18 protein-coding genes are annotated in these 19,007 nt (G+C 68.7%); 7 read left to right on the top strand and 11 right to left on the bottom strand.

Annotation, left to right across the window (positions count from 1 at the left end):
• Window positions 1-79: 79 nt before the first annotated feature.
• The 3 genes from RIB98_12360 to RIB98_12350 form a co-directional block, all read right to left on the bottom strand.
• Window positions 80-427 carry a DUF2304 domain-containing protein gene (locus RIB98_12360; GenBank protein MEQ8841763.1) on the bottom strand — a complete coding sequence of 116 codons (348 nt, stop codon included), beginning with the start codon at window positions 425-427 and terminating at the stop codon, window positions 80-82.
• On the bottom strand, window positions 382-2,976 hold the full coding sequence (locus tag RIB98_12355) for an acyltransferase family protein (GenBank protein MEQ8841762.1): 2,595 nt from the start codon (window positions 2,974-2,976) through the stop codon (window positions 382-384). The genes RIB98_12360 and RIB98_12355 overlap by 46 nt, the downstream gene beginning before the upstream one ends.
• Window positions 2,977-3,074: 98 nt before the next feature.
• Window positions 3,075-4,358 (bottom strand): hypothetical protein, encoded by a 1,284-nt coding sequence (locus RIB98_12350; protein MEQ8841761.1) that lies wholly within the window; start codon window positions 4,356-4,358, stop codon window positions 3,075-3,077.
• 117 nt (window positions 4,359-4,475) lie between these two features.
• On the opposite strand from RIB98_12350, the gene RIB98_12345 reads away from it, so the two are divergent.
• Together RIB98_12345 and RIB98_12340 are read left to right on the top strand one after the other, a co-directional pair.
• Window positions 4,476-5,105, top strand: coding sequence for a hypothetical protein (locus RIB98_12345; protein MEQ8841760.1), 630 nt, complete (start codon window positions 4,476-4,478; stop codon window positions 5,103-5,105).
• A 54-nt stretch (window positions 5,106-5,159) separates the two neighbouring features.
• Window positions 5,160-5,864, top strand: coding sequence for a hypothetical protein (locus RIB98_12340; protein ID MEQ8841759.1), 705 nt, complete (start codon window positions 5,160-5,162; stop codon window positions 5,862-5,864).
• A gap of 3 nt (window positions 5,865-5,867) precedes the next feature.
• On the opposite strand, the gene RIB98_12335 is transcribed toward RIB98_12340, so the two are convergent.
• Genes RIB98_12335 through RIB98_12325 form a run of 3 tightly spaced genes read right to left on the bottom strand, consistent with a single transcriptional unit; the run spans window position 5,868 to window position 8,347 of the window.
• The gene (locus RIB98_12335; protein MEQ8841758.1) at window positions 5,868-6,581 is read right to left on the bottom strand and encodes an MBL fold metallo-hydrolase; all 714 of its coding nucleotides are present in this window, start codon (window positions 6,579-6,581) and stop codon (window positions 5,868-5,870) included.
• Window positions 6,578-7,354 (bottom strand): PaaX family transcriptional regulator C-terminal domain-containing protein, encoded by a 777-nt coding sequence (locus RIB98_12330; protein MEQ8841757.1) that lies wholly within the window; start codon window positions 7,352-7,354, stop codon window positions 6,578-6,580. Before RIB98_12330 ends, RIB98_12335 begins: the two co-directional genes overlap by 4 nt.
• A 3-nt stretch (window positions 7,355-7,357) precedes the next feature.
• Window positions 7,358-8,347 (bottom strand): fatty acid desaturase, encoded by a 990-nt coding sequence (locus tag RIB98_12325; protein MEQ8841756.1) that lies wholly within the window; start codon window positions 8,345-8,347, stop codon window positions 7,358-7,360.
• A gap of 101 nt (window positions 8,348-8,448) precedes the next feature.
• Between RIB98_12325 and pheA the strand changes: the two genes are divergently transcribed.
• Window positions 8,449-9,387: a prephenate dehydratase gene (gene pheA, locus RIB98_12320; GenBank protein ID MEQ8841755.1), complete on the top strand. Its 939-nt coding sequence runs from the start codon at window positions 8,449-8,451 to the stop codon at window positions 9,385-9,387.
• 25 nt (window positions 9,388-9,412) lie between these two features.
• On the opposite strand, the gene RIB98_12315 is transcribed toward pheA, so the two are convergent.
• From RIB98_12315 to RIB98_12300, 4 genes are all read right to left on the bottom strand, one after another.
• The gene (locus RIB98_12315; GenBank protein ID MEQ8841754.1) at window positions 9,413-10,153 is read right to left on the bottom strand and encodes a 2-phosphosulfolactate phosphatase; all 741 of its coding nucleotides are present in this window, start codon (window positions 10,151-10,153) and stop codon (window positions 9,413-9,415) included.
• Window positions 10,150-10,317 (bottom strand): hypothetical protein, encoded by a 168-nt coding sequence (locus tag RIB98_12310; GenBank protein MEQ8841753.1) that lies wholly within the window; start codon window positions 10,315-10,317, stop codon window positions 10,150-10,152. The genes RIB98_12315 and RIB98_12310 overlap by 4 nt, the downstream gene beginning before the upstream one ends.
• Before the next feature lie 13 nt (window positions 10,318-10,330).
• Window positions 10,331-11,887, bottom strand: coding sequence for an acyl-CoA carboxylase subunit beta (locus RIB98_12305; GenBank protein ID MEQ8841752.1), 1,557 nt, complete (start codon window positions 11,885-11,887; stop codon window positions 10,331-10,333).
• A gap of 145 nt (window positions 11,888-12,032) precedes the next feature.
• Window positions 12,033-12,824, bottom strand: coding sequence for an LLM class flavin-dependent oxidoreductase (locus RIB98_12300; protein MEQ8841751.1), 792 nt, complete (start codon window positions 12,822-12,824; stop codon window positions 12,033-12,035).
• 136 nt (window positions 12,825-12,960) lie between these two features.
• Here RIB98_12300 and RIB98_12295 point away from each other — a divergent pair, with 136 nt between their 5' ends.
• Genes RIB98_12295 through RIB98_12280 form a run of 4 tightly spaced genes read left to right on the top strand, consistent with a single transcriptional unit; the run spans window position 12,961 to window position 18,286 of the window.
• Complete coding sequence (locus RIB98_12295; GenBank protein MEQ8841750.1) at window positions 12,961-14,286, top strand: carotenoid oxygenase family protein; 1,326 nt, start codon at window positions 12,961-12,963, stop codon at window positions 14,284-14,286.
• Between the two features lie 58 nt (window positions 14,287-14,344).
• Window positions 14,345-14,842: a sigma-70 family RNA polymerase sigma factor gene (locus RIB98_12290; GenBank protein ID MEQ8841749.1), complete on the top strand. Its 498-nt coding sequence runs from the start codon at window positions 14,345-14,347 to the stop codon at window positions 14,840-14,842.
• Entirely contained in the window at window positions 14,839-17,103 is a 2,265-nt protein-coding gene (locus tag RIB98_12285) for a hypothetical protein (protein MEQ8841748.1), read from the top strand. Before RIB98_12290 ends, RIB98_12285 begins: the two co-directional genes overlap by 4 nt.
• A gap of 46 nt (window positions 17,104-17,149) precedes the next feature.
• Window positions 17,150-18,286: an alpha/beta fold hydrolase gene (locus RIB98_12280; protein MEQ8841747.1), complete on the top strand. Its 1,137-nt coding sequence runs from the start codon at window positions 17,150-17,152 to the stop codon at window positions 18,284-18,286.
• 31 nt (window positions 18,287-18,317) lie between these two features.
• Here RIB98_12280 and RIB98_12275 read toward each other — a convergent pair whose 3' ends face one another.
• Complete coding sequence (locus RIB98_12275) at window positions 18,318-18,983, bottom strand: pyridoxamine 5'-phosphate oxidase family protein (GenBank protein MEQ8841746.1); 666 nt, start codon at window positions 18,981-18,983, stop codon at window positions 18,318-18,320.
• Window positions 18,984-19,007 lie beyond the last annotated feature (24 nt).

Raw genomic sequence — 19,007 nt, 5'->3', positions numbered from 1 at the left:
GTCAGACCCCCGTCCCAACTCGCAGCGGTTCATGATCGCGCCCCAAACCGCAACGGGGGTCTGACCCCGAATGCAACGGTTAGTCGGCGGGGAGGTCGAGGCGGGCGCGGAGGAGGGCGAACTCCTCGGCCAGGTCCTGGGTGCGAGCCTCGATGCGCGAGAGCTCGTACGTGAGCTGGACGGTGGTCGCGAACAGGAGCGACACCGCGGCCAGCAGGATCGTGTTGGAGGGGGTCTCGATGCCGAGCAGATCCGAAACCGACTCGACCAGACTCGGCACGGCCGCGATCGGCAGGAGCGCCACCGCGACCAGCGACCAGAGGAGGGCGTACTTGCTCTTCAGCACCCGCTGTCGCACCAGCGAGTAGATGAAGAGCACCGTCAGGACGAGGACGCCGGAGAAGAGGATGTGCGCGGTGGTCGACATGCGCCGAGGCTAGCGAGCCAATGCACACCGATCGCTGCTGCGACCATCAGCGCAACTTCGGCCGGTACCCGGAATCGGGGGATGCCGTAGAACATCACGCCCATCAGGGAAACGTGCACGACCATGATCCCGAGCAGCCAACGCGACCAACCCCGGCCCAGTCGCCACCAACCGAGCAGAGCGAGCGGCAGTGTCAGGTAGAGCGCGCCGATCGAGAGATGCGACGCCCACTGTTCGCGTCCCTCCTGCGTGTTCAGCGCCGCGGTCTCGAGCGGTCGATACACGCTCCACAGCCGACCGAATCGCGCCGCCATCACCCGTGGCTGGTCGCCGAGATGCTCGCCGATGTACTCGATCGCCTGGTCACGAGCGGCCAGCGAATCGACGCTGGGGTCCGTCTCGTCGAAACGACCGTCGGCCGTGAGGAACTCCATGGGTGGCGACCAGAATCCGAGTCCACCGCCGCGGTAGACGGCGTCGTTGTTGGCCCCGACGAGCACCAGACCGTCGCCATGCGACATCACCACCGGCTCCTCGAATCGCACGAGGTTCGGCACGACCCAGGGGGCGACCACCAGCGCCGTCACCCCACCGGCAAGGACCGCTCGGACGAACCGGTCACGCCAACCCGGATGCGTCACCCACAGCAACGGCACGACGACGAGCGGGATGAGCAGCAACGACTCGGCCCGCGCCAGCGCGGCGAAGCCGATCCAGAGGCCGAGTTCGGCCGCGAGCCGACCCGACGGCGCGCGTCGGTACCGCGCTGCCGCGTAGAGCGCGCCGGCGACCGTCAGCGCGGTCAGTGACTCGGCCATGACCAGGCCGTCGTTGATCCAGAACCCCGGGTAGAGCGCCGCGAGGACCGCGGCGATGATGCCGACCGCACGGCCGGCGATCTCGCGAGCGAGCAACCCGACCATGACGATGACGGCGGCGCCGACTGCGCACATGATGAATCGCTGCTCGAACAGATGCTCGCCGCGTCCGCCCGGCAGGAACGAGGCCGGCGCCGCCACCAACGCGGTGAGGGGCGGATGATCGGCGGCATGCGCGGCAGCCTCGCCGGGATCGGCGAGTCCCAACTTGACCGCGATGTCCTGCCACGGTGTGACGAAGCCCTCGCCGGCCGCCAGGGCGTCGGCTGCCCGGGAGTAGAAGAACTGATCGCCCGGCGCGATGTCGGTGGTGGAGAGGGTCTGGTCGTGCTTCGCGAGGATCACGTAGAGGACTCGGCCGACGAACCCGACCCCGGAGATCACCAACAGCTGGGTCCGGAACCGGGCGCCGACCCATTGCGCTCGCAGGCGGGTCACGAACGATTCCGACGGCGTCGGGTCGAGCCGGGGCCGCCGCACCAGTCCTTGCAAGCGTTGACCGCTGACCTCGACGACGTAGTAGCTCACGATCGACACGACCAGTGTCGGGACCAGCGCGATGACCAGGTAGCTCCAGAAGTCCGTGCCCGCGTAATCCCAGAACGCGGTGTCGCGTACCGCGCCGAACCGGTCGGCCAGCGGTTCCCATGGATGCACCACGAACGCCATGTGCCAGAGGTAGATCGAGTACGAGATCGTGCCGAGCCATTCCATCGGCGGACTGCGCACGAACGAACGGACCAGCGACCGACGACTCGAACCGAACACCAGCGGGAAGAGCAGACAGAAACCGATCGCGCCATAGACCATCTGCCGGGCGATCTCGCGGGGCCATGACGCCGAGTCGACGCCGAGCGCGAGGCCCATGTGCTGCGAGACGACGTGGAAGAGAACCGCAGCGGCGATCCACCACAGCCCGGCCGGCCCGGCGACCTGCTCGAGCCGGCGGCGAGGTCCGCTGCCCTCGGTGAACCCGACCCGAGCCACCGCGAGCGCCATCCCGATCGCGAAGTAGTCGAGCGTGCCCGGCAGCCAGAGCACCTGTGCCGACGTCCATCGGGTGTCCATCGTGAGCACCGCGATCCGGAAGAAGACCGAGAGCAGGTAGCAGGCGGCGATGAACACCAGCAGGCCGTTGCGACGAGCCGCCCTCGACCGGTCGCGCAACCACGGCCGAAGGAACCGGGCCATGAGCGGCAGGGCCGCGTAGAAGCTGATCTCGGTGGCGAGACTCCAGGCCTGCGGCATCGGCTCGATCGAGGTCGTCGGGTAGTGGATGTGCACCAGCAGGTAGGTCGTGATCGCGCGGGTGACGTCGGCGAACGCCTCGCTGGTGAAGACGACGATCAGGGTGAGCGCCACCCAGAACGCCGGATAGATCCGCATGGCCCGGCGCCACAGGTGCTCGAGCGCCGGACGCAGCGGGGTGTCGTCCAACACGGATGCCGCGATCGGACGGAACAGCAGGAAGCCTGACAGCGCGAAGAAGACGGGGACGCCGATGTCGAGGCGCCCGAGGTAGCCGCCCCAGATCTCCTGGCGATAGGTGGCGCCGGACTGGAACCCGACATGGTGAAAGACGATCGCCAGCGCCGCGATGGCCCGAAGGCCGTCGAGACCCCGGACACGCCCGGCGCCGGTGGTGTCCGGCTGGTTGGTTGCGGCGACCATCAGGCGCCGAGTCTAGGGTCCGGTTCGCAGGCGGTCGTCAGCGGTCTGCGGTCAGCCGACCGCAGTGGGAACTCACGCCCATGAGCCGGACGCGGGTCTCAGCGGGCCTCGGGACGCAACAGCCAGTCACGGCTCGGATCCGGCGCGTCGTCGCCGTCGAGGAACTGACGGAACGCCTGATCATCGCTGTCCTCGGTGTCCAGAGTGTCGTCGGTGTCCACGACGTCGGCGCGGTCGTCGGGCGAGGTCTGCTGGACCAGGCGAGCGCCGAGCATGCCGAAGAGGCCACCACGGCCCGACTTCGCGTCCTCGGCACCGGTGTCGGCGGTCTCGTCATCGCTACCGTCGGCAGTGTCGTCATCGCCGGCGGTGGCGGTGGCGGTGGCGGTGACGTCATCGCCGGCCCTGACGGTGTCGTCGGTGTCGTCGGTGTCGTCGGCCGCGGCACGCGAGAACAACCCGGCGCTGGTGGTCGCTGCGGGGTCCTCGACGATGGGGGCACCGCCGAAGAAGGACGTCGGGCCGGCCGGGATCTCGCCGATCGCCGTGTCGGGGACGTCGACGATGCGGTCGTGCTCGGGAATGGCCGATTCGAGCATCGCGGTCCACGGATCGGCCGCCACCGGGGCCTCGACCTCGGCCACCGGGGCCGGGGTGTCGAGCGGGTCGACGTCGTCGAGCTCGTCGACCGCCACCGTCTCGTCGGTCTCGTCGGCGTCGGTGTCGGAGATCTCCGTGGACGCGGTGTGGACCGAGAACGACGAGTCCAGATCGGACAATGCCGCTTCGAGCTGCGGCGACACGAGATCGTCGATCGCGCTGATGGAGCCGTCGGGGAGTTCGGTGCCCATGAACGACACCATCGACTGGGCAAGGTCCTGGACGCCCTTGCGAAGTTTCTCGTGGTAGGTCTCGAGCGCGACGCGCTCTTCGTCGAGCGCGGCGCGAACGGCAGCGAACGCCTCCAGCTCGGCAGCGACCTTCTGACGTTCGATGGCAACGTGCGCCGCCGCCTCCTTCGTGGCCGCGGCCTTGATCGACTCGGCCTGCTCGGTCGCCGCGTCCACTGCTTCCTGCGCCCGATCGGCCTCCTCGAGCTTCTGCTCCGCCAGCGCCTCTGCCTCCGCCGCGACACGGGTCGCCTCGTCTCGTCGCGCCTCGGCTTGGGCGCTGACCTCTTCGACGATCTCGTCGGCCTCGCGACGGGCGTCGGCGACCGCTTGGTCGACCGTCGCCGCGGCCATCGACAAGAAGCGCGAGGTGACCAGACTCGGGTCGTCACCCCTGAGCGTGTCGAGTTCGGCCTGCAGTCGGGCGACCTCGACTTCGAGCTCCTGTTCGCGTGCGGTCGAACTCGAGTGGGTGTCGTGCAGGTCGGTCATGTCATGTCCTCTGTCGAGCGGGAGATGCCGCGTGCGCGGTTCTGTTGATCAATCGGCCCCTGCGCCGATCTCTTGAGTCGAACGGCCCATGTTCCCAGGGTCCTACGATCTCGGGCTGTGAGCCCGAACGACGATGAGCCGATCTGGTACGTGGCCTACGGCTCGAACTGTCGACGGGAGCGATTCGAGGCCTATCTGACCGGCGGGCGCGCCGATGGGGCGACGCGGCAGGAGAACGGCGCCCGTGATCCTCGGCCTCCCGCCCGGAGCGAGCCGTTCTGGTTTCCGCACGGGGTGCGATTCGTCGGGAACAGCGCCAAGTGGGGCGGGGGCGGCGTGGCCTTTCTCGATCACGAACCCGGCGGCCGAGCACCGGGCCGGCGCTACCTGATCACCCGCGGTCAGTTCGACGACGTCGCGGCGCAGGAGAGCCGACGCGCCGCGACACCGATGCCCGTGGATCAGCTCGTCGCCGGGTCGGTCACCGCCCTCGGCGACGGTTTCTACGACGGACTCCTCGCCTTCCCCCCGATCGACGGTATCCCCGTCGTCACGTTCACCTCGCCCCGCCCACCGACGTCGCGGCCACCGAACCCACCGTCCGCCCCCTACCTCGGCACCATCCTGCGAGGCCTGCTCGAGGTGCACGACGAACCGGTCGAATCGCTGGTCGCCGCGCTCATGGCGGCCCCCGGGATCGCCGCCGGCTGGACGACCGCAGAGGTGGTCGCCCTGGCGTCGAAATAGGCCCTCCGACTCATGCTGCGCCACGCCGGTTCCTCCTAGCGTTGGGTTCGACGGATGTGGCCCATCCGAGTGATGCGCAACGTGTGGAGGACACCGGTGATGAACGCCGAGAAGAACATCGACAGGCCCAACGAACCGTTGGCCAGCCGCCTTCGAAACGCTGCGCTGGAGCGGACCACGGTCGAAGCGCAACGGGTGGACGACTTCGTTCTCGACGCCGACGGGGTCATCGATCTGCGCGACCTCGAACGCGATCCGCTCGGGTCTTCCGTCGCCGATCCGGCCAAGGCCCTCGCGACGATTCGCGGTCAGCTGGGCGATGCCCACGAGGTTGCCGAGCTCTACGACGAGTCCGAGCCCGACCGCTCACGCTGGCGCCTCGGCCTGCGGGCCCGACATGCCTTCGGCCAGGCGTCGACCACGACGGTCGCCGAGAAGCCGGCCACCACTCCACCGGCCCCGGACCCGACCCCCACACCCGCCGCTGCGCCCACCCCCACGCGTCCGCCGCTGAGTCGGCTGTCGATGGTGCCCGTCGCCCCCGAGCCGGAGCCTGCCGCGGAGACCGAAACCAACGAGGTCGCGATGGCGGCGGAGGTCCCCGACCCGGCGATCGATCTGCGCGACGAAGAGCGACCCACGGCCAACTGCCCGAAGTGCATGGGACTGGCCCATCGGGACCTGTTCGACCGGTTCAGCCAGGTCGAGTTCTACAGCTGCGACAACTGCATGCACATGTGGCAGCAGGACGTGACCTGAGCGTCAGCTCCCGAACACCGCGAGCCATTGCTCGCGTGACGTCGGCCGGAAGACCACGTTGCGCTCGCGGGTGATGCCCATCGTGGCCGACGACTCGACCGAATACTGGTGGCCGGGATAGAGGACCGCGTCGTCGGGCACCTTGGCCAGTCGCTGGGTGAGGCTCTCGTACATCTCCTCGGGGCTCGACCCGGGGAAGTCGGTGCGTCCGCAACCGTCGAGGAAGAGCGTGTCGCCGGCGACGAGGCGGCCATCGACGAAGAAGCACTGGCTGCCCGGCGTGTGGCCGGGCGTGTGGATCAGCTCGATCTCGATCGCGCCGACGTTCACCTTGTCGCCGCTGCGGTGCTGCACCAGCGACGCGTCGCCGAGGCCGGTGACCTTCGCGACGAACTCGGCTTCGTCGGCCTGCACGTGGATGGGCACCTCGACGCGTTCCATCAGCTCGGCGACGCCCTCGAGCTTCATGCCCATCATGGAGCCGCCCACATGGTCGGGGTGATAGTGCGTCGCCAGCACCCCGGTGCAGCGCATGCCATCGGCCTCCAGCACATCGACGAGACCGTTGACGTCGTAGGCCGGATCGACCAGCAGCGCTTCGCCGGTGTCGCGGTCGCCGATGGCGTAGACGAAGTTCACCATCTGGGCGGCCATGGGGTCGCTGGTCGCGAAGTCGCGGCCCGAGAGCAGTTGACGGAAGTAGAAGCGATCGCTCATCCAGCCAATCTAGATCGGCTGCGGAAGAAGGCCGACAGGTGCTGTCGGTACCGCTCGTTGTAGTCGTGGTAGTCCCGCCGCAACGCGGGGGCGGGCCAACCGGCCGGACACAGCTCGTCGGGCAGTCTCGGGTCGGACACGAGGTGCCGCAGCGAGTGGGCGGCGGTCTCGAATCCGTCGGCCAGGGCCCCCGGCCGACCGAACTCGAGGGTGGCGGCCATGGTCGTCATCCGGGCACGGCAGCGCTCGGCTTCGGCGGCCCAGTCGGCGAGCTCGAACAGCGACGCGGCAAGACCCACCGGGTCGGGGTCGGCCGGCGCAGCGGCGAACCGATCGCACTGCGCGTCGACCACCTCCCGCGCGGTGCGCTGACGTTCGGGGTCGAGGTTGTCGGGCCGGAGCCACACGCCCTCACGGTGCTCGCGCAGCCCCAGGTGGGTGGCGGCGCGACGCAACGCGGCACGCTCGCTCGACTCGCGCCCGCCGTCGCGCACCAGGTACATCTCCCAGTCGCCGGTCCACGGCCGCACGTGCGGGGCGAGACCTTCCTCCTGGCGCCCCTGGCGGTCGAGGAGCTCTCCGCTGAGCGCAACGGTGCCGTCGTCGTCCCGGATCAACTCGCCCCGCTCGACCATGCGGCTGAGCGCGACCCGTGTGGTTCCCGGGGCGACGCCGAACTCCTCGGCGAAGGCCACGAGCAGGCGGCTCGGCAGCCGCGGCGGAGTCGTCCCCAACAGCGTCGACGCGACGATGCTGCGAGCGGACAGCGCCATCGGTCAGTCCGCCCGTCGGGTCAGGGTCCGCCAGAACGACCAGTAGCCGTCGTGGGTGATCGCGTCACTGACGTAGCCGTCCTCCACGAGCGCCCGGTGGAGCTTGGGCAGGTTCGCCATCGGGATACCCGAGTCGACGTGGTGGGCGAGGTGGTAGCCGATCGACTGCGACAAGAAGACGTGCTTCGACAGGAAGCCCTGCCGGATGTGGTGGGTGGTGAGACGGCGGTCGTCGGACCGGGTCATCCCGGCGTGTTCGGCCAGTGCGCGCAGCCGGTTGGCCACTCGCCAATAGGTCAGCCACGGCAGCAGCCAGAGGAACAGATACAGCCACGGGTGGCCGAACGCGGCGAACACCGCGGCCACGACCACCTGACCACCGAGGAAACGCATCGCCCGAACCCGGCGGCCCTTCGTGAACAGTCCGACGATCGACGGCTTGACGTTCTTCCAGCCCGACACGCCGATCGCGTCGCGAACGAGCTTGCGGCGCAGGGAGTCGGGCGGCACCGGGTAGCGGGCGTAGAGCCCGAAGTCCGGCTCCTTGGCGCCGAACTCGTCGCGGTGGTGCTGCGAATGGGCCTTGCGGTAGGCCGAGTCACCGGTGCCGAAGGCGAGCCAGCCGATGAACCGCTCGCCCACCCAGTCGTTGAGGGTGCGGTTGCTGAAGAGCAGACGGTGGGCGGCCTCGTGGAACAGCGTGAGCGCTCGCTGGAAGTAGGCGCCCATCACGAAGAACGCGACGACCCACCCCACCGGGTGATCAATGGCAACCGCGGCACCGACCGTCACGAACGGGTACACCACCGCCACGGCGACGAGCAATGCGTTGCGGGCGTCGGGGATCCTTCGCAGCTCGGCGCGGAACTCGGGCCGAGGCCGTCCGTCGGGACGGAGCCGGTCGGACCCGGCGAAGGGTTCGACCCGATCGGCGGGCGCGAGACCGCCGGTGAACGCCTCGACCAGCTCGTCGTGGGACATCGCAGTGGTCATGGGGAAATCCTACGACCCTTGTGTTACGTCTACAACCACACCCGCAGGTTCAACTGTAATACCGGATCGGCTCGCGGCCCGGCCCCCTATCCTCCGGAGTTGTGACCGACACCACCGCTTCTCCGCCCACCCTCGCCTACCTGGGCCCCGTCGGCACGTTCACCGAGCAGGCCGTGCTCACCCAACCGGACCTGAGCGAGATGGAGCTCATCCGTTTCGGCAGCATCACCGAGGTCCTCCGGGCCGTCGAGAACGCCGCCGTCGACTACGGCTTCGCGGCGATCGAGAACATGATCGAGGGAGCCGTCAACGCCACGATCGACACCCTCGCGTTCGACGCGGACCTCCTCATCCAGCGCGAGGTGGTGATGAACGTCAACCTCAACCTGCTCGCACATGCCGGCGTCGTCCTCGACGACATCGAACACGTTCGTTCGATGCCCGTCGCCTACGCCCAGTGCCGCCGCTACCTCGCCGACCATCTCGCCAAGGCCGCCGTCGAGGCGACGAACTCCACCGCCGACGCGGCCCGCGAACTCGCGGCGTCCGGCCGCACCGACACCGCGGCGATCGCGCCACGCCGCTCGGCGGAGGTCTACGGGCTGGAGATCCTCGCGGCCGGCATCGAGGACCACCCCGAGAACCAGACCCGATTCGTACTCGTGAGCCGCAACGGCGTCACCCCGCCCACCGGCCACGACAAGACCTCGATCGTGATCTACCAGCGAGCCGACGAACCCGGATCGCTCGTGGCCATCCTCTCCGAGTTCGCCGCCCGGAACATCAACCTCACCAAGCTCGAGAGCCGGCCCACCCGCACCGGACTCGGCGACTACTGCTTTCTGATCGACTGCGAAGGCCACATCGCCGACCAGGTCGTGGGTGACGCGCTGCGCAACATCCAGATGAAGCACGGACGCGTGAAGTTCCTCGGTTCCTACCCGTCGGCCTACGGCACGACCGAGGAGCAACAGTCGAACCGCGACGGTGTGGTCGAGGCCGACGACTGGCTCGCCGAACTTCGCGCGCAGATCCGCTGACTCGCCGCCGGCGCCGCAGCGACACTCAGTCCGAGCGGTCGCCGAAACAGGCGCCGCGCAACACCGGTACGAGATCACTCACGTGGGACTGGGCCGCCAGCGTGACATCGTCCGCCCAACCCTGCTCGCACAACTCCCGCCCCGACACCGATCGATGGAGTCGTTCGACGATGTCGTTCTCGGCGTCGTGCCAGGCCGCCGCTGCGGCCCGGGCCTCCGGGCTGAGATCGAGCCGGTCGAACATCGAGAGCACGGCGCCGGCACCGAGCAGGTCCTCCACTGCGACCCGCATCGGGCCGGTCGACCCGTGCCATCGTTCGCCGGCCGCGACGACGCCGACGGTCAGGTCCTCGTCGGCGAACGCGCTGCCGACCGCCGCACCGTTGCGGATGCACGCGGCCACCACCTCGCCCGCCCCTGCATCGACCGCACCGAACGCGAGGGCAGAACCGTTCGGCGACGGCAGCACGAGCCTGAGTCCGGCCGGCGCCTCGGCCAGCGACGTCGGCGACAGCGAGAACGACGCCTCGCTCCCTCGACCACCGGCGAGCTCGGCGCCGATCGACGCGGCGTAGTCCTCGGCCGTCCCGTCGTTCATCTTGTAGGGGAACACCTCGACGCCGCGGCCGAGGGCGACGTCGACACAGGTCGTGAACGACAAGACGTCGACGACGATCACCACGTCGACGTGCGGGGAAATGGCGCGGAGGCCCATCGGCCCCCAGTCGAAGCGAACCCGGTACTCGTCCGGGCTCGCGGGTGTCACGTCCAGCCGCCGTAACGGGGCCGGTCGGACCACCACCGGCCGGCGAAGCGCCAACGGGGCAGTTCGTCAGGCATCGTCGCCGCGTCGGGGCGAGGCCACAGGGCCTCGTAGGCCGCGAGGATCGCGGCCATCTCCTCGTCGGAGGGAGCCGGCGAGATCTCCATTACATGATCTCCATCACAGCGGCACGTTCCCGTGCTTGCGCTTGGGCAGCTCTTCCCGCTTCGACTCGAGCAGACGGAGGCCGGCCACGATCTTGCGACGGGTCTCCGACGGTTCGATCACGTCGTCGACATAGCCGCGCTCGGCTGCGATGTAGGGATTGGCGAGGCGCTCGGTGTAGTCCTCGATCAGCTCGGCCCGGCGAGCGACCGGATCAGCCGCGTCGGCGAGTTCACGGCGATGGATGATCTCGACCGCGCCCTGCGAGCCCATCACCGCGAGTTCGGCCGTGGGCCAGGCGAACGCGAGATCGGAACCGACCGACTTCGAGTCCATGACCACGTAGGCGCCGCCGTAGGCCTTGCGGGTGATGATCTGGATGCGCGGCACGGTCGCCTCGCAGTAGGCGTAGAGGAGCTTCGCGCCGTGGCGGATGATGCCGCCGTACTCCTGGTCGACGCCGGGCAGGAACCCGGGTACGTCGACGAAGGTGATCAGCGGGATGTTGAACGCGTCGCAGGTGCGCACGAACCGGGCGGCCTTCTCGGCCGACTCGATGTCGAGCACGCCGGCGAGCATCATCGGCTGGTTGCCCACGATGCCGACGGCACGGCCGTCGACACGGGCGTAGCCGCACGTGATGCTCTTGCCCCACGCCGAGTGGTACTCCATGTAGTCACCATCGTCGACCACGTGGCCGATGACGTGCTTCATGTCGTAGGGGACGTTGGCGCTGTCGGGAAGGATCTCGTCGAGTTCGGGGCAGAGTCGATCGGGGTCGTCGCCGGTCTCGATCCGCGGGGTCTGTTCGAGATTGTTCGACGGCAGGAAGCTCAACAGGTACTTGACCTCGTCGAGCACCTCCTCCTCGGAGTCCGACACGAACGTCGCCACACCGGACTTGCTGCTGTGGGAGCCGGCGCCGCCGAGCTCCTCGAGCGTGACCTCTTCGCCCGTCACGGTCTTGACCACGTCGGGACCGGTGATGAACATGTGCGACTTCTCACGCACCATGAAGATGAAGTCGGTCATGGCCGGGCTGTAGACGGCGCCACCGGCGCACGGGCCGAGGATCACCGAGATCTGTGGGATGACGCCCGACGATTGGACGTTGCGGTAGAAGATGCCGCCGTAGCCGTCGAGCGACACCACGCCCTCCTGGATCCGGGCCCCGGCGCCGTCGTTGAGACCGATCATCGGCGCACCGGTGGCGAGCGCGAGGTCCATCACCTTGTGGAGCTTCTCGGCGAACACCTCGCCGAGCGCACCGCCCATGACGGTGAAGTCCTGGGAGAACACGAACACCTTGCGACCGTCGACGGTGCCCCAACCGGTGATGACGCCGTCGGTGTAGGGCCGCTCCTCGAGCACGCCCTCCGCCGCACGATGCCGGGCCAACATGTCGAGCTCGTTGAACGATCCCTCGTCGAGCAGGTACTCGATGCGCTCGCGGGCGAGCATCTTTCCCTTATCGTGCTGGCGTTGCACGGAGCGATCCGACCCGGCATGGAGCGCTTGTTCCTTGCGCTCACGCAGATCTTCGAGTTTTGCCTTCATGGAGTGATCAACCACGGCGGCAATCTACCTGCGGACCGCCCTCCACCCCGAAACGGGCGCCCCCCAAGTTGCAGCGTTGGGGTCAGACCCCCGTCCCAACGGTGTCAGACACCCGTCCCAACGGTGTGGTGAGACGGGTGTCTGACACCGTTGGGACAGTTCAGGAGGAAGGGCCGTGGACGACGGCGGCGAACACCTTCGAGTGCTCGACGACAGGGGGGAAGGCCCGGAGTAGCCAGGTGGCGCCGCGGTCGGCGAAGGGTGGCGGCACGCCGTCGTGATTGGTGCGCAGACACACGTCGAAGCCGTCGAGATTGCCTCGCACGGTGGCGACCTCGTCGAGCATCCGGGAGAAGCTGTCGGCGTCGACCTCGATGGGGAACACACCTTCATACCCGGCCGCGCGCCGGACCGGCTTCATGGCCGTGCCTCGCGCCGCGCACCAGATCGGCGGCCGCGGTCGCTGCGCGGGCCGGGGTTCGAGCGACACGCCGTCGACCCTGAAGTGCTCTCCGACATGGGCCAGGGTCTCGCCCTCGAGCAGGCGGGCGACGATGTCGAGGCCCTCGTCGAGCCGGGCGCCCCGCACCCGAGCATCGACGATCTCGTCGAAGCGCGACAGCTCGCCACCCGAATCGGTGCCCGACCCGACGCCCACCGTGAGCCGTCCGTCGCTCATGAGGTCGACGGTGAGGATCTCGCGGGCGAGCTTGATCGGGCGTCGTCGCGGCACCGGGGTGACCATCGGGCCGAGCCGGATCGTTTCCGTGGCGGCTGCCATCGCCCCCAAGGCCACCCAGGTGTCGACGATCTCGTTCGTCTCCGGCCGCAACACGTGGTCCCACAGGAACACGCCGTCCCATCCCGACTCCTCGGCGATCGCAGCCAGATCCACGAGCTTGTGCGGATCGGCGAACCGTCCGAACGGGGCCACGAAGATGCCGTGCTGCACACCCTCACAGTAGGACGAAGCCCTCGAAGTTGCAGCGCTTGGGGTCTGACCCCAACGCTGCAACTTCTCGGCCCGCTCACCCGAATCGTTCGTGAGGGGGATGCGCGGCGACCGAGGCTGCAGGAGACTGGGTGGCATGAGCACCGTGGACTTCTACCAGGACAACTACGCGCCGGTTCGTGAGGAGATCACCGCCCTCGACCTCCCCATCACCGGCACGATCCCCGACGAGCTCGACGGACGACTCCTGCGCATCGGGCCGAACCCGGTGGCCGAACCCTCACCCGACGAGCACTGGTTCACCGGCAGCGGCATGACCCACGGCCTTCGACTCGGCGGCGGTCGGGCCCAGTGGTACCGCAACCGCTACGTCAACAGCGATCAGGTGGCCGACGCGTTCGGTCGGCCTCGCATGCCCGGGCCACGGCACGCAGGCGGCGATGGCAATGCCAACACCAACATCATCAGCCATGCCGGCAAGACGCTGGCGATCGTCGAAGCGTTGAACTTCCCGGTCGCGCTCGACGACGAGCTCGAGACCATCGCGTCCGACGACTTCGGCGGCACGCTCGACGGCACGTTCACTGCCCACCCGAAACGCGACCCGAGCACCGGCGAGCTCCACGCCGTCACGTACTACTTCGGCTGGGACTTCGTCCGCTATGTCGTCGTCGGCAGCGACGGACGAGTCCGCCGCACCGTCGACGTGCCCGTCGGCCACAGCCCGATGATCCACGACTGTTCGATCACCGAGTCGGCCGTGCTCATCCTCGACTTGCCCGTGCACTTCGATCTCGACGCAGCCATGAGCGGCTCGAACCTGCCCTACCGCTGGAAGCCCGACGAGGTCTCTCGCATCGGGGTGCTCCCCTTCGACGCCCCGGCCAGCGAGGTGCAGTGGTGCGAACTCGACCCCTGCTTCGTCTTCCATCCGATGAACTCGTTCGATCGAGCCGACGGCACCATCCAGCTCGACGTCTGCCGCCACGACTCCGTGTTCGACACCATCACCAACGGACCGGCCGAGGGTCCGCCACAGCTCCATCGCTGGGTGCTCGACCCCGCCAAGGGAACCGTCAGCGAGGAGCTGCTCGACGACCGCAACCAGGAGTTCCCCCGCGTCGACGAGCGGCGCGTCGGTCGAGATGCCCGCTATGGCTACACCGTCGGCTTCGTCGGCGAGGAGGGCAACGCCCACAAGCAGGACCTCCGCGCCGGCACCGCGGAGATCCGCGACTTCGGACCGGGTCGGGCCAGCCAGGAGATGGTGTTCGTTCCCCGTAGCGCCGACGCCGACGAGGACGACGGCTGGTGTCTCAGCTACGTCCACGATGCCACCACCGACACCGCCGACGTCGTGATCCTCAACGCCCAGGACTTCACCGGTGAACCGCAGGCGATCGTGCACCTGCCGCAGCGCGTGCCCTACGGCTTCCACGGCAACTGGGTGCCGACCCCCTGACCGCTCGACCGGCTGCGGGGGTGCAACACTTCCGGGGGCCGGCGCGTCGTAGGGGGTGATGATTCTGGAAGCCGATCCCCCGCCGCTCATCGAGGCCGAGACAACCCCCGAGGTCGCGTCACTCGAAGATCTCTGGCGCCGTGAGTATCCCGTGCTGGTGCGTCTCGCCCGAGCACTCGTCGATTCGACCGACCGGGCCGAGGAGATCGTGCAGGAAGCCTTCGCCCGCACCCTCCGGCGCTTCGACTCGCTCACCAATCCCGGTGGCTACCTGCGCACGAGCGTGATCAACGGTGCGCGCGGCGAACTCCGCAAACGTGAGGTCCGGCGCCGCATCAGGCCCCCGGCCCTGCCGGTCTCGACGCCGGCTGAGGACGAGTACCTGGCCGACGCGCTCGCCTCGCTCTCCCCCAAGCGACGGATCGTCCTCGTCCTGCGCTTCTACGCCGACATGCCCGACCACGAGATCGCCGAACACCTCGGCGTCCGTCCTGCGACCGTGCGCAGCCTCGCCGCGCGCGGGCTCGACGATCTTCGAAAGGTGATCGAACGATGAACGACTCCCCCGACCGACGGTCCTCGAATCTGAGCGACGACGATCTCGGCGCCGCCCTCGGGAACAGCGTCCGGGGCCGCGTGGACGACGTCCCGACCATCACGCCCGGCTTCGACGGCGTCGAGCGTCGGGCCCGTCAGATCACCAACCGGCGGCGCGCCCTCGCCGGCGTGGCTGTCGGGGCGTTCCTGCTCCTCGGCGGGTTCGGCCTCGCCTCGCTCACCGACGATGACGACGGGATCGACCAGGACACGGTCGACCAGCCCGACGACGGCACGGTCCCCGACGACAGCACCCCGCCCGACGACCACAGCGTGCCCGACGACGGCGAAGACGCCGGGTTCGCCGGGTCGACCACCGGTCTCATCGACGGTCGCGAGTTCGTGCGCGTCAACGCCGACGGATCGGTCGATGACGACATGACCACGACCGTCCTCTACACGGCGACCCCCGGCGAGTTCATCACGGAGGCCTTGGCGTTGGCCGACGGCTCGTTCCTGCTCGAAGTCGGGGCGACACCAGACGACCTCGCCGGTGTCGTGCGCCACCACCGTACCGACGACACGGTCGCGGTCCTGAGCGAGTTCGGTGACCTCGTCGGGGGTGCGGTGGTCGACGGCGTGCCGTTGGCGTTCGTCGGCGACATACCCACTTTCGCCGACGGTGGCCTCACCGAAGACCTGACCGGCGATCTCCGCAAGTTCGACCTCACCACGGGCGACTCGGACGTCTTCCTCGCCGATGCGTACGGCATCGAGTGGTCGGTCGACCGTGTCGACGTGCACGGCGGCCTCGTGCTCGTCTCGAGCGGCTCCGAGGGCGGTCCGTCGTGGACGGTTCACGACCTCGACGGCGTCGATCTGGGCTTCCCCGATCCGCTCGATCGGGAGGAGATCCTCCCTGCGGGCGACACGCAGGTCTACGCCGCCCGTTTCGACGCGGACGGCGACGGCGTCTGGTACCTCCAGCAGGACTTCGGCGGCGGCTGGACGCTCGAAGGCGTGAACTTCAACGGCACGGAGCCCCGCAGCCTCGACCTCGGCATCGACGCCGACGCGGGCCTTCGTCTCACCCTGGAGGTCGACCCCCAGCTGCTGGTGGTGAACATCTCGCCGGCCACCGACGAAGGAATGACGACGATCTGGGTCGACCCGGCCGAACTCACCGCCGAAGGGGTCTCTCTCGAACAGGAGGACGGCTACGTCAACTTCGTCCAGACCGCGCAGGACTCGTCGGGCACGCCACCACCCGAGCCCACCGTGGTGACCCCCACCGCGCCGACGACCACGACCGAGCCCATCCTGTGGCCCGCCGACCTGAACGGCGCGACACCGCCGGCGCTGGTACTCGCCGACGGCACCTCGGTCGTCCACTACCGACCAGCCGCCGACGGGTCCCTCGACGCCGTGATCGTCGTCGAGAGCGACACCGATCACCCCGTCACCGACATCCACCAGGCGAGCAATGGCGACGTCTTCGTCGGCGAGGTCACGAGCGGCCCCAACGGACAGGACATCACGTCCTTCGCCCGCTACGGATTCGACGGTGGCCGCGACGAGCTCGACGTGGCGGCGATCTACGACGTGGCGGTGGTCGACGGCGTCGAGTCGGTCATCGTCGCCGTTGCCGCTCCTGACGACCTTGCTCTCGTAGGCGATGCGTTCGGTGGGGTCCAGGCATGGGCGGTCGACGACCTGCGCCTCGTCGCCGATCTGGGGCTCTCGGCCGAGGCAGAGTTCACGGTGACCGACTTCCACTGGAACCGCGCCGCCGAGCTCGGCGTTGCCACCGCCTGGTCCGACCTCACCGAGTGGGTCGGCTTCGTCGACGCCGACGGCTCGGCGGTCGAGCTGCCGTCACCGACCGACGACCTCGACTACAACGCACCGCCCTACGTGACCGCGGCGACGATCTCACCCGACGGCTCCACGCTGTACTGGGCGGAGGGCCCGGACTGGGGATATGACCCGGAGACCAACGAGTCCGGTCCCATCGCCGCCTCGTGGGTGCTGCACGGCGCAGATCTCCTCACCGGTGAGTCCACGTTGACCCTCACGCTCGGCGAGCCCGTGCCCGACAGGTCCACTCTCGACGTGCCTTCGATCGTCGCATTCGACGACTACATCGTCGTCAACCGCACCACCGGCTTCGGTGCCGACCTCGTCGCCCTGGCGCCCCTCGTCGTCGACTTCACCGGCGACGAACCGGTGCTCTACGAGTACCCGGTGGTCGGGATCGCCACCGCGTCCGCGATCGGCTGACCATCACAGCTTGCCCGCCGCAGCCGTGGCGGCGAGGCTGCACGCCATGAGCGACGACATCCGCCCCTTCACCATCGACGTCCCCGATGCGGCCATCGAGGACCTCCGCGATCGCCTGGCCCGCACCCGCTGGCCCGACGCGGAGACGGTCGACGACTGGACCCAGGGCATTCCGCTCTCCTACACCCAGGAGCTGTGCGATTACTGGGCCACCGACTACGACTGGCGCCGCTTCGAGTCGGCGATCAACGCCTACGACAACTTCCTCACCGAGATCGACGGCGTCGACATCCACTTCATCCATGTGCGTTCGCCCCACGATGACGCAACGCCGATGATCCTCACCCACGGCTGGCCGGGATCGGTCGAGGAGTTCATGAACGTGATCGAGCCGCTCACCAATCCCACCGAGCACGGCGGCACGGCGGATGATGCGTTCCACCTCGTGATCCCCTCGCTGCCCGGCTACGGCTGGAGCGCCAAGCCGACTGACACCGGCAAGGGCGTCGCCTGGATCGCCACCGCGTGGAACACGCTGATGCTGCGGCTCGGCTACGACTCCTATGTCGCCCAGGGCGGCGACTGGGGCAGCGCCGTCACCACCTACATCGGCATGCAGAACCTGGGCAACGCACGGGCCATCCACATCAACATGCCGGTGGCCGGCCCGACGCCCGAGTCGCTGGCCGACCCGACGCCGCAGGAAGCATCGGCGCTCGAGGGTCTCGCCCACTACGACCGTTGGGACTCGGGCTACTCGAAGCAGCAGGCCAGCCGCCCGCAGACGCTCGGCTACGGGTTGGTCGACTCTCCGGCCGGCCAGTGCGCGTGGATCGCCGAGAAGATGTGGGCCTGGACCGACAACGACGGCCACCCCGAGTCGGCCCTGACCCGCGACCAGATCCTCGACAACATCTCGATCTACTGGTTCACGGCGACCGGCGCCTCGTCGGCCCGCCTCTACTGGGAGAGCTTCGCCGACTTCGGCAGCGGCAACGTGACCGTGCCCACCGGCTGCAGCATCTACCCCAAGGAGATCATCCGCTGCTCACAGCGCTGGGCCGAACAGCGCTACGAGAACATCCAGTACTGGAACGAACTCGACCAGGGCGGCCACTTCGCCGCCTGGGAACAACCCGAGATCTTCGTCGACGAATTGCGCGCCGCCTTCGCCGTTCTGTGACCTCGCATGGCGAACCGGTCGCCACGACAGGTCACAGAACGCGGGACTGGAGGGTCTGGTAGGACCCGGGGATCGCGATTGGGGATCCGGATGGTGAGGCAGTGAGGTCGGCGGCCGGGTAGGGGTCGCCGAACGTCGTCGTGACCGGGATGACCCCGGCCCACCAGGGGCCGGCCATGTCCTCGGGCTCGTCGATCGGGTCGCCGGCGCGGACCTTGGCCGATGCTTCGGCCAGCGGCATCTCGAGAACCAGCGTCTTCTTCTCGTCGACGTCGCTGACCGGCCGACCGAGGTCCCAGTTCTCGACGACGTGGTCGGTGATGATCTTCAGCGCCCGGAGCTTGGCCGCCTTCTCGTCGATCTTCGTGGCGAGCCCCCGCACCACGACCGAGCGATAGTTCATCGAATTGTGGAACGGTGTGCGGGCCATGACGAGTCCGTCCACGAGCGTGACGGTGGCACACACCTCGTGTCCGGCGCCGGTGCCGAGCAGATGGTTGGCCGCGGCGCCGTGGAGATACAGCGTGTCGTCGTCACGGCCGTAGGCCATCGGCAGCACGAGCGGGCCGTCGGGGGTCTGGACGCCCACATGGGCGATGAGGCCGGCATCGAGGATCGCCTTCACCTCGTCGGTCGCGTAGACCGCGCGGTTGGCGCCGCGACGGACGGTGGTTCGGGGAGACGGGGGCTCGGTCATCGAGGGGACAGTAGGCGCCACTCC

Source organism: Acidimicrobiales bacterium (genome assembly GCA_040219515.1).
Taxonomy (GTDB): Bacteria; Actinomycetota; Acidimicrobiia; order Acidimicrobiales; family Aldehydirespiratoraceae; genus JAJRXC01.
The sequence above is the reverse complement of the archived record's forward strand: the minus strand, read 5'-3'. Positions and strand labels throughout refer to the sequence as shown.

Excerpts from the sequence above, each read along its gene's own strand:
- RIB98_12360 (MEQ8841763.1), bottom strand. The coding sequence starts at position 427 with ATGTCGACCACCGCGCACATCCTCTTCTCCGGCGTCCTCGTCCTGACG.
- RIB98_12355 (MEQ8841762.1), bottom strand. The coding sequence starts at position 2,976 with ATGGTCGCCGCAACCAACCAGCCGGACACCACCGGCGCCGGGCGTGTC.
- RIB98_12350 (MEQ8841761.1), bottom strand. The coding sequence starts at position 4,358 with ATGACCGACCTGCACGACACCCACTCGAGTTCGACCGCACGCGAACAG.
- RIB98_12340 (MEQ8841759.1), top strand. The coding sequence starts at position 5,160 with ATGTGGCCCATCCGAGTGATGCGCAACGTGTGGAGGACACCGGTGATG.
- RIB98_12335 (MEQ8841758.1), bottom strand. The coding sequence starts at position 6,581 with ATGAGCGATCGCTTCTACTTCCGTCAACTGCTCTCGGGCCGCGACTTC.
- RIB98_12330 (MEQ8841757.1), bottom strand. The coding sequence starts at position 7,354 with ATGGCGCTGTCCGCTCGCAGCATCGTCGCGTCGACGCTGTTGGGGACG.
- RIB98_12325 (MEQ8841756.1), bottom strand. The coding sequence starts at position 8,347 with ATGACCACTGCGATGTCCCACGACGAGCTGGTCGAGGCGTTCACCGGC.
- RIB98_12310 (MEQ8841753.1), bottom strand. The coding sequence starts at position 10,317 with ATGGAGATCTCGCCGGCTCCCTCCGACGAGGAGATGGCCGCGATCCTC.
- RIB98_12295 (MEQ8841750.1), top strand. The coding sequence starts at position 12,961 with ATGAGCACCGTGGACTTCTACCAGGACAACTACGCGCCGGTTCGTGAG.
- RIB98_12290 (MEQ8841749.1), top strand. The coding sequence starts at position 14,345 with ATGATTCTGGAAGCCGATCCCCCGCCGCTCATCGAGGCCGAGACAACC.
- RIB98_12285 (MEQ8841748.1), top strand. The coding sequence starts at position 14,839 with ATGAACGACTCCCCCGACCGACGGTCCTCGAATCTGAGCGACGACGAT.
- RIB98_12280 (MEQ8841747.1), top strand. The coding sequence starts at position 17,150 with ATGAGCGACGACATCCGCCCCTTCACCATCGACGTCCCCGATGCGGCC.
- RIB98_12275 (MEQ8841746.1), bottom strand. The coding sequence starts at position 18,983 with ATGACCGAGCCCCCGTCTCCCCGAACCACCGTCCGTCGCGGCGCCAAC.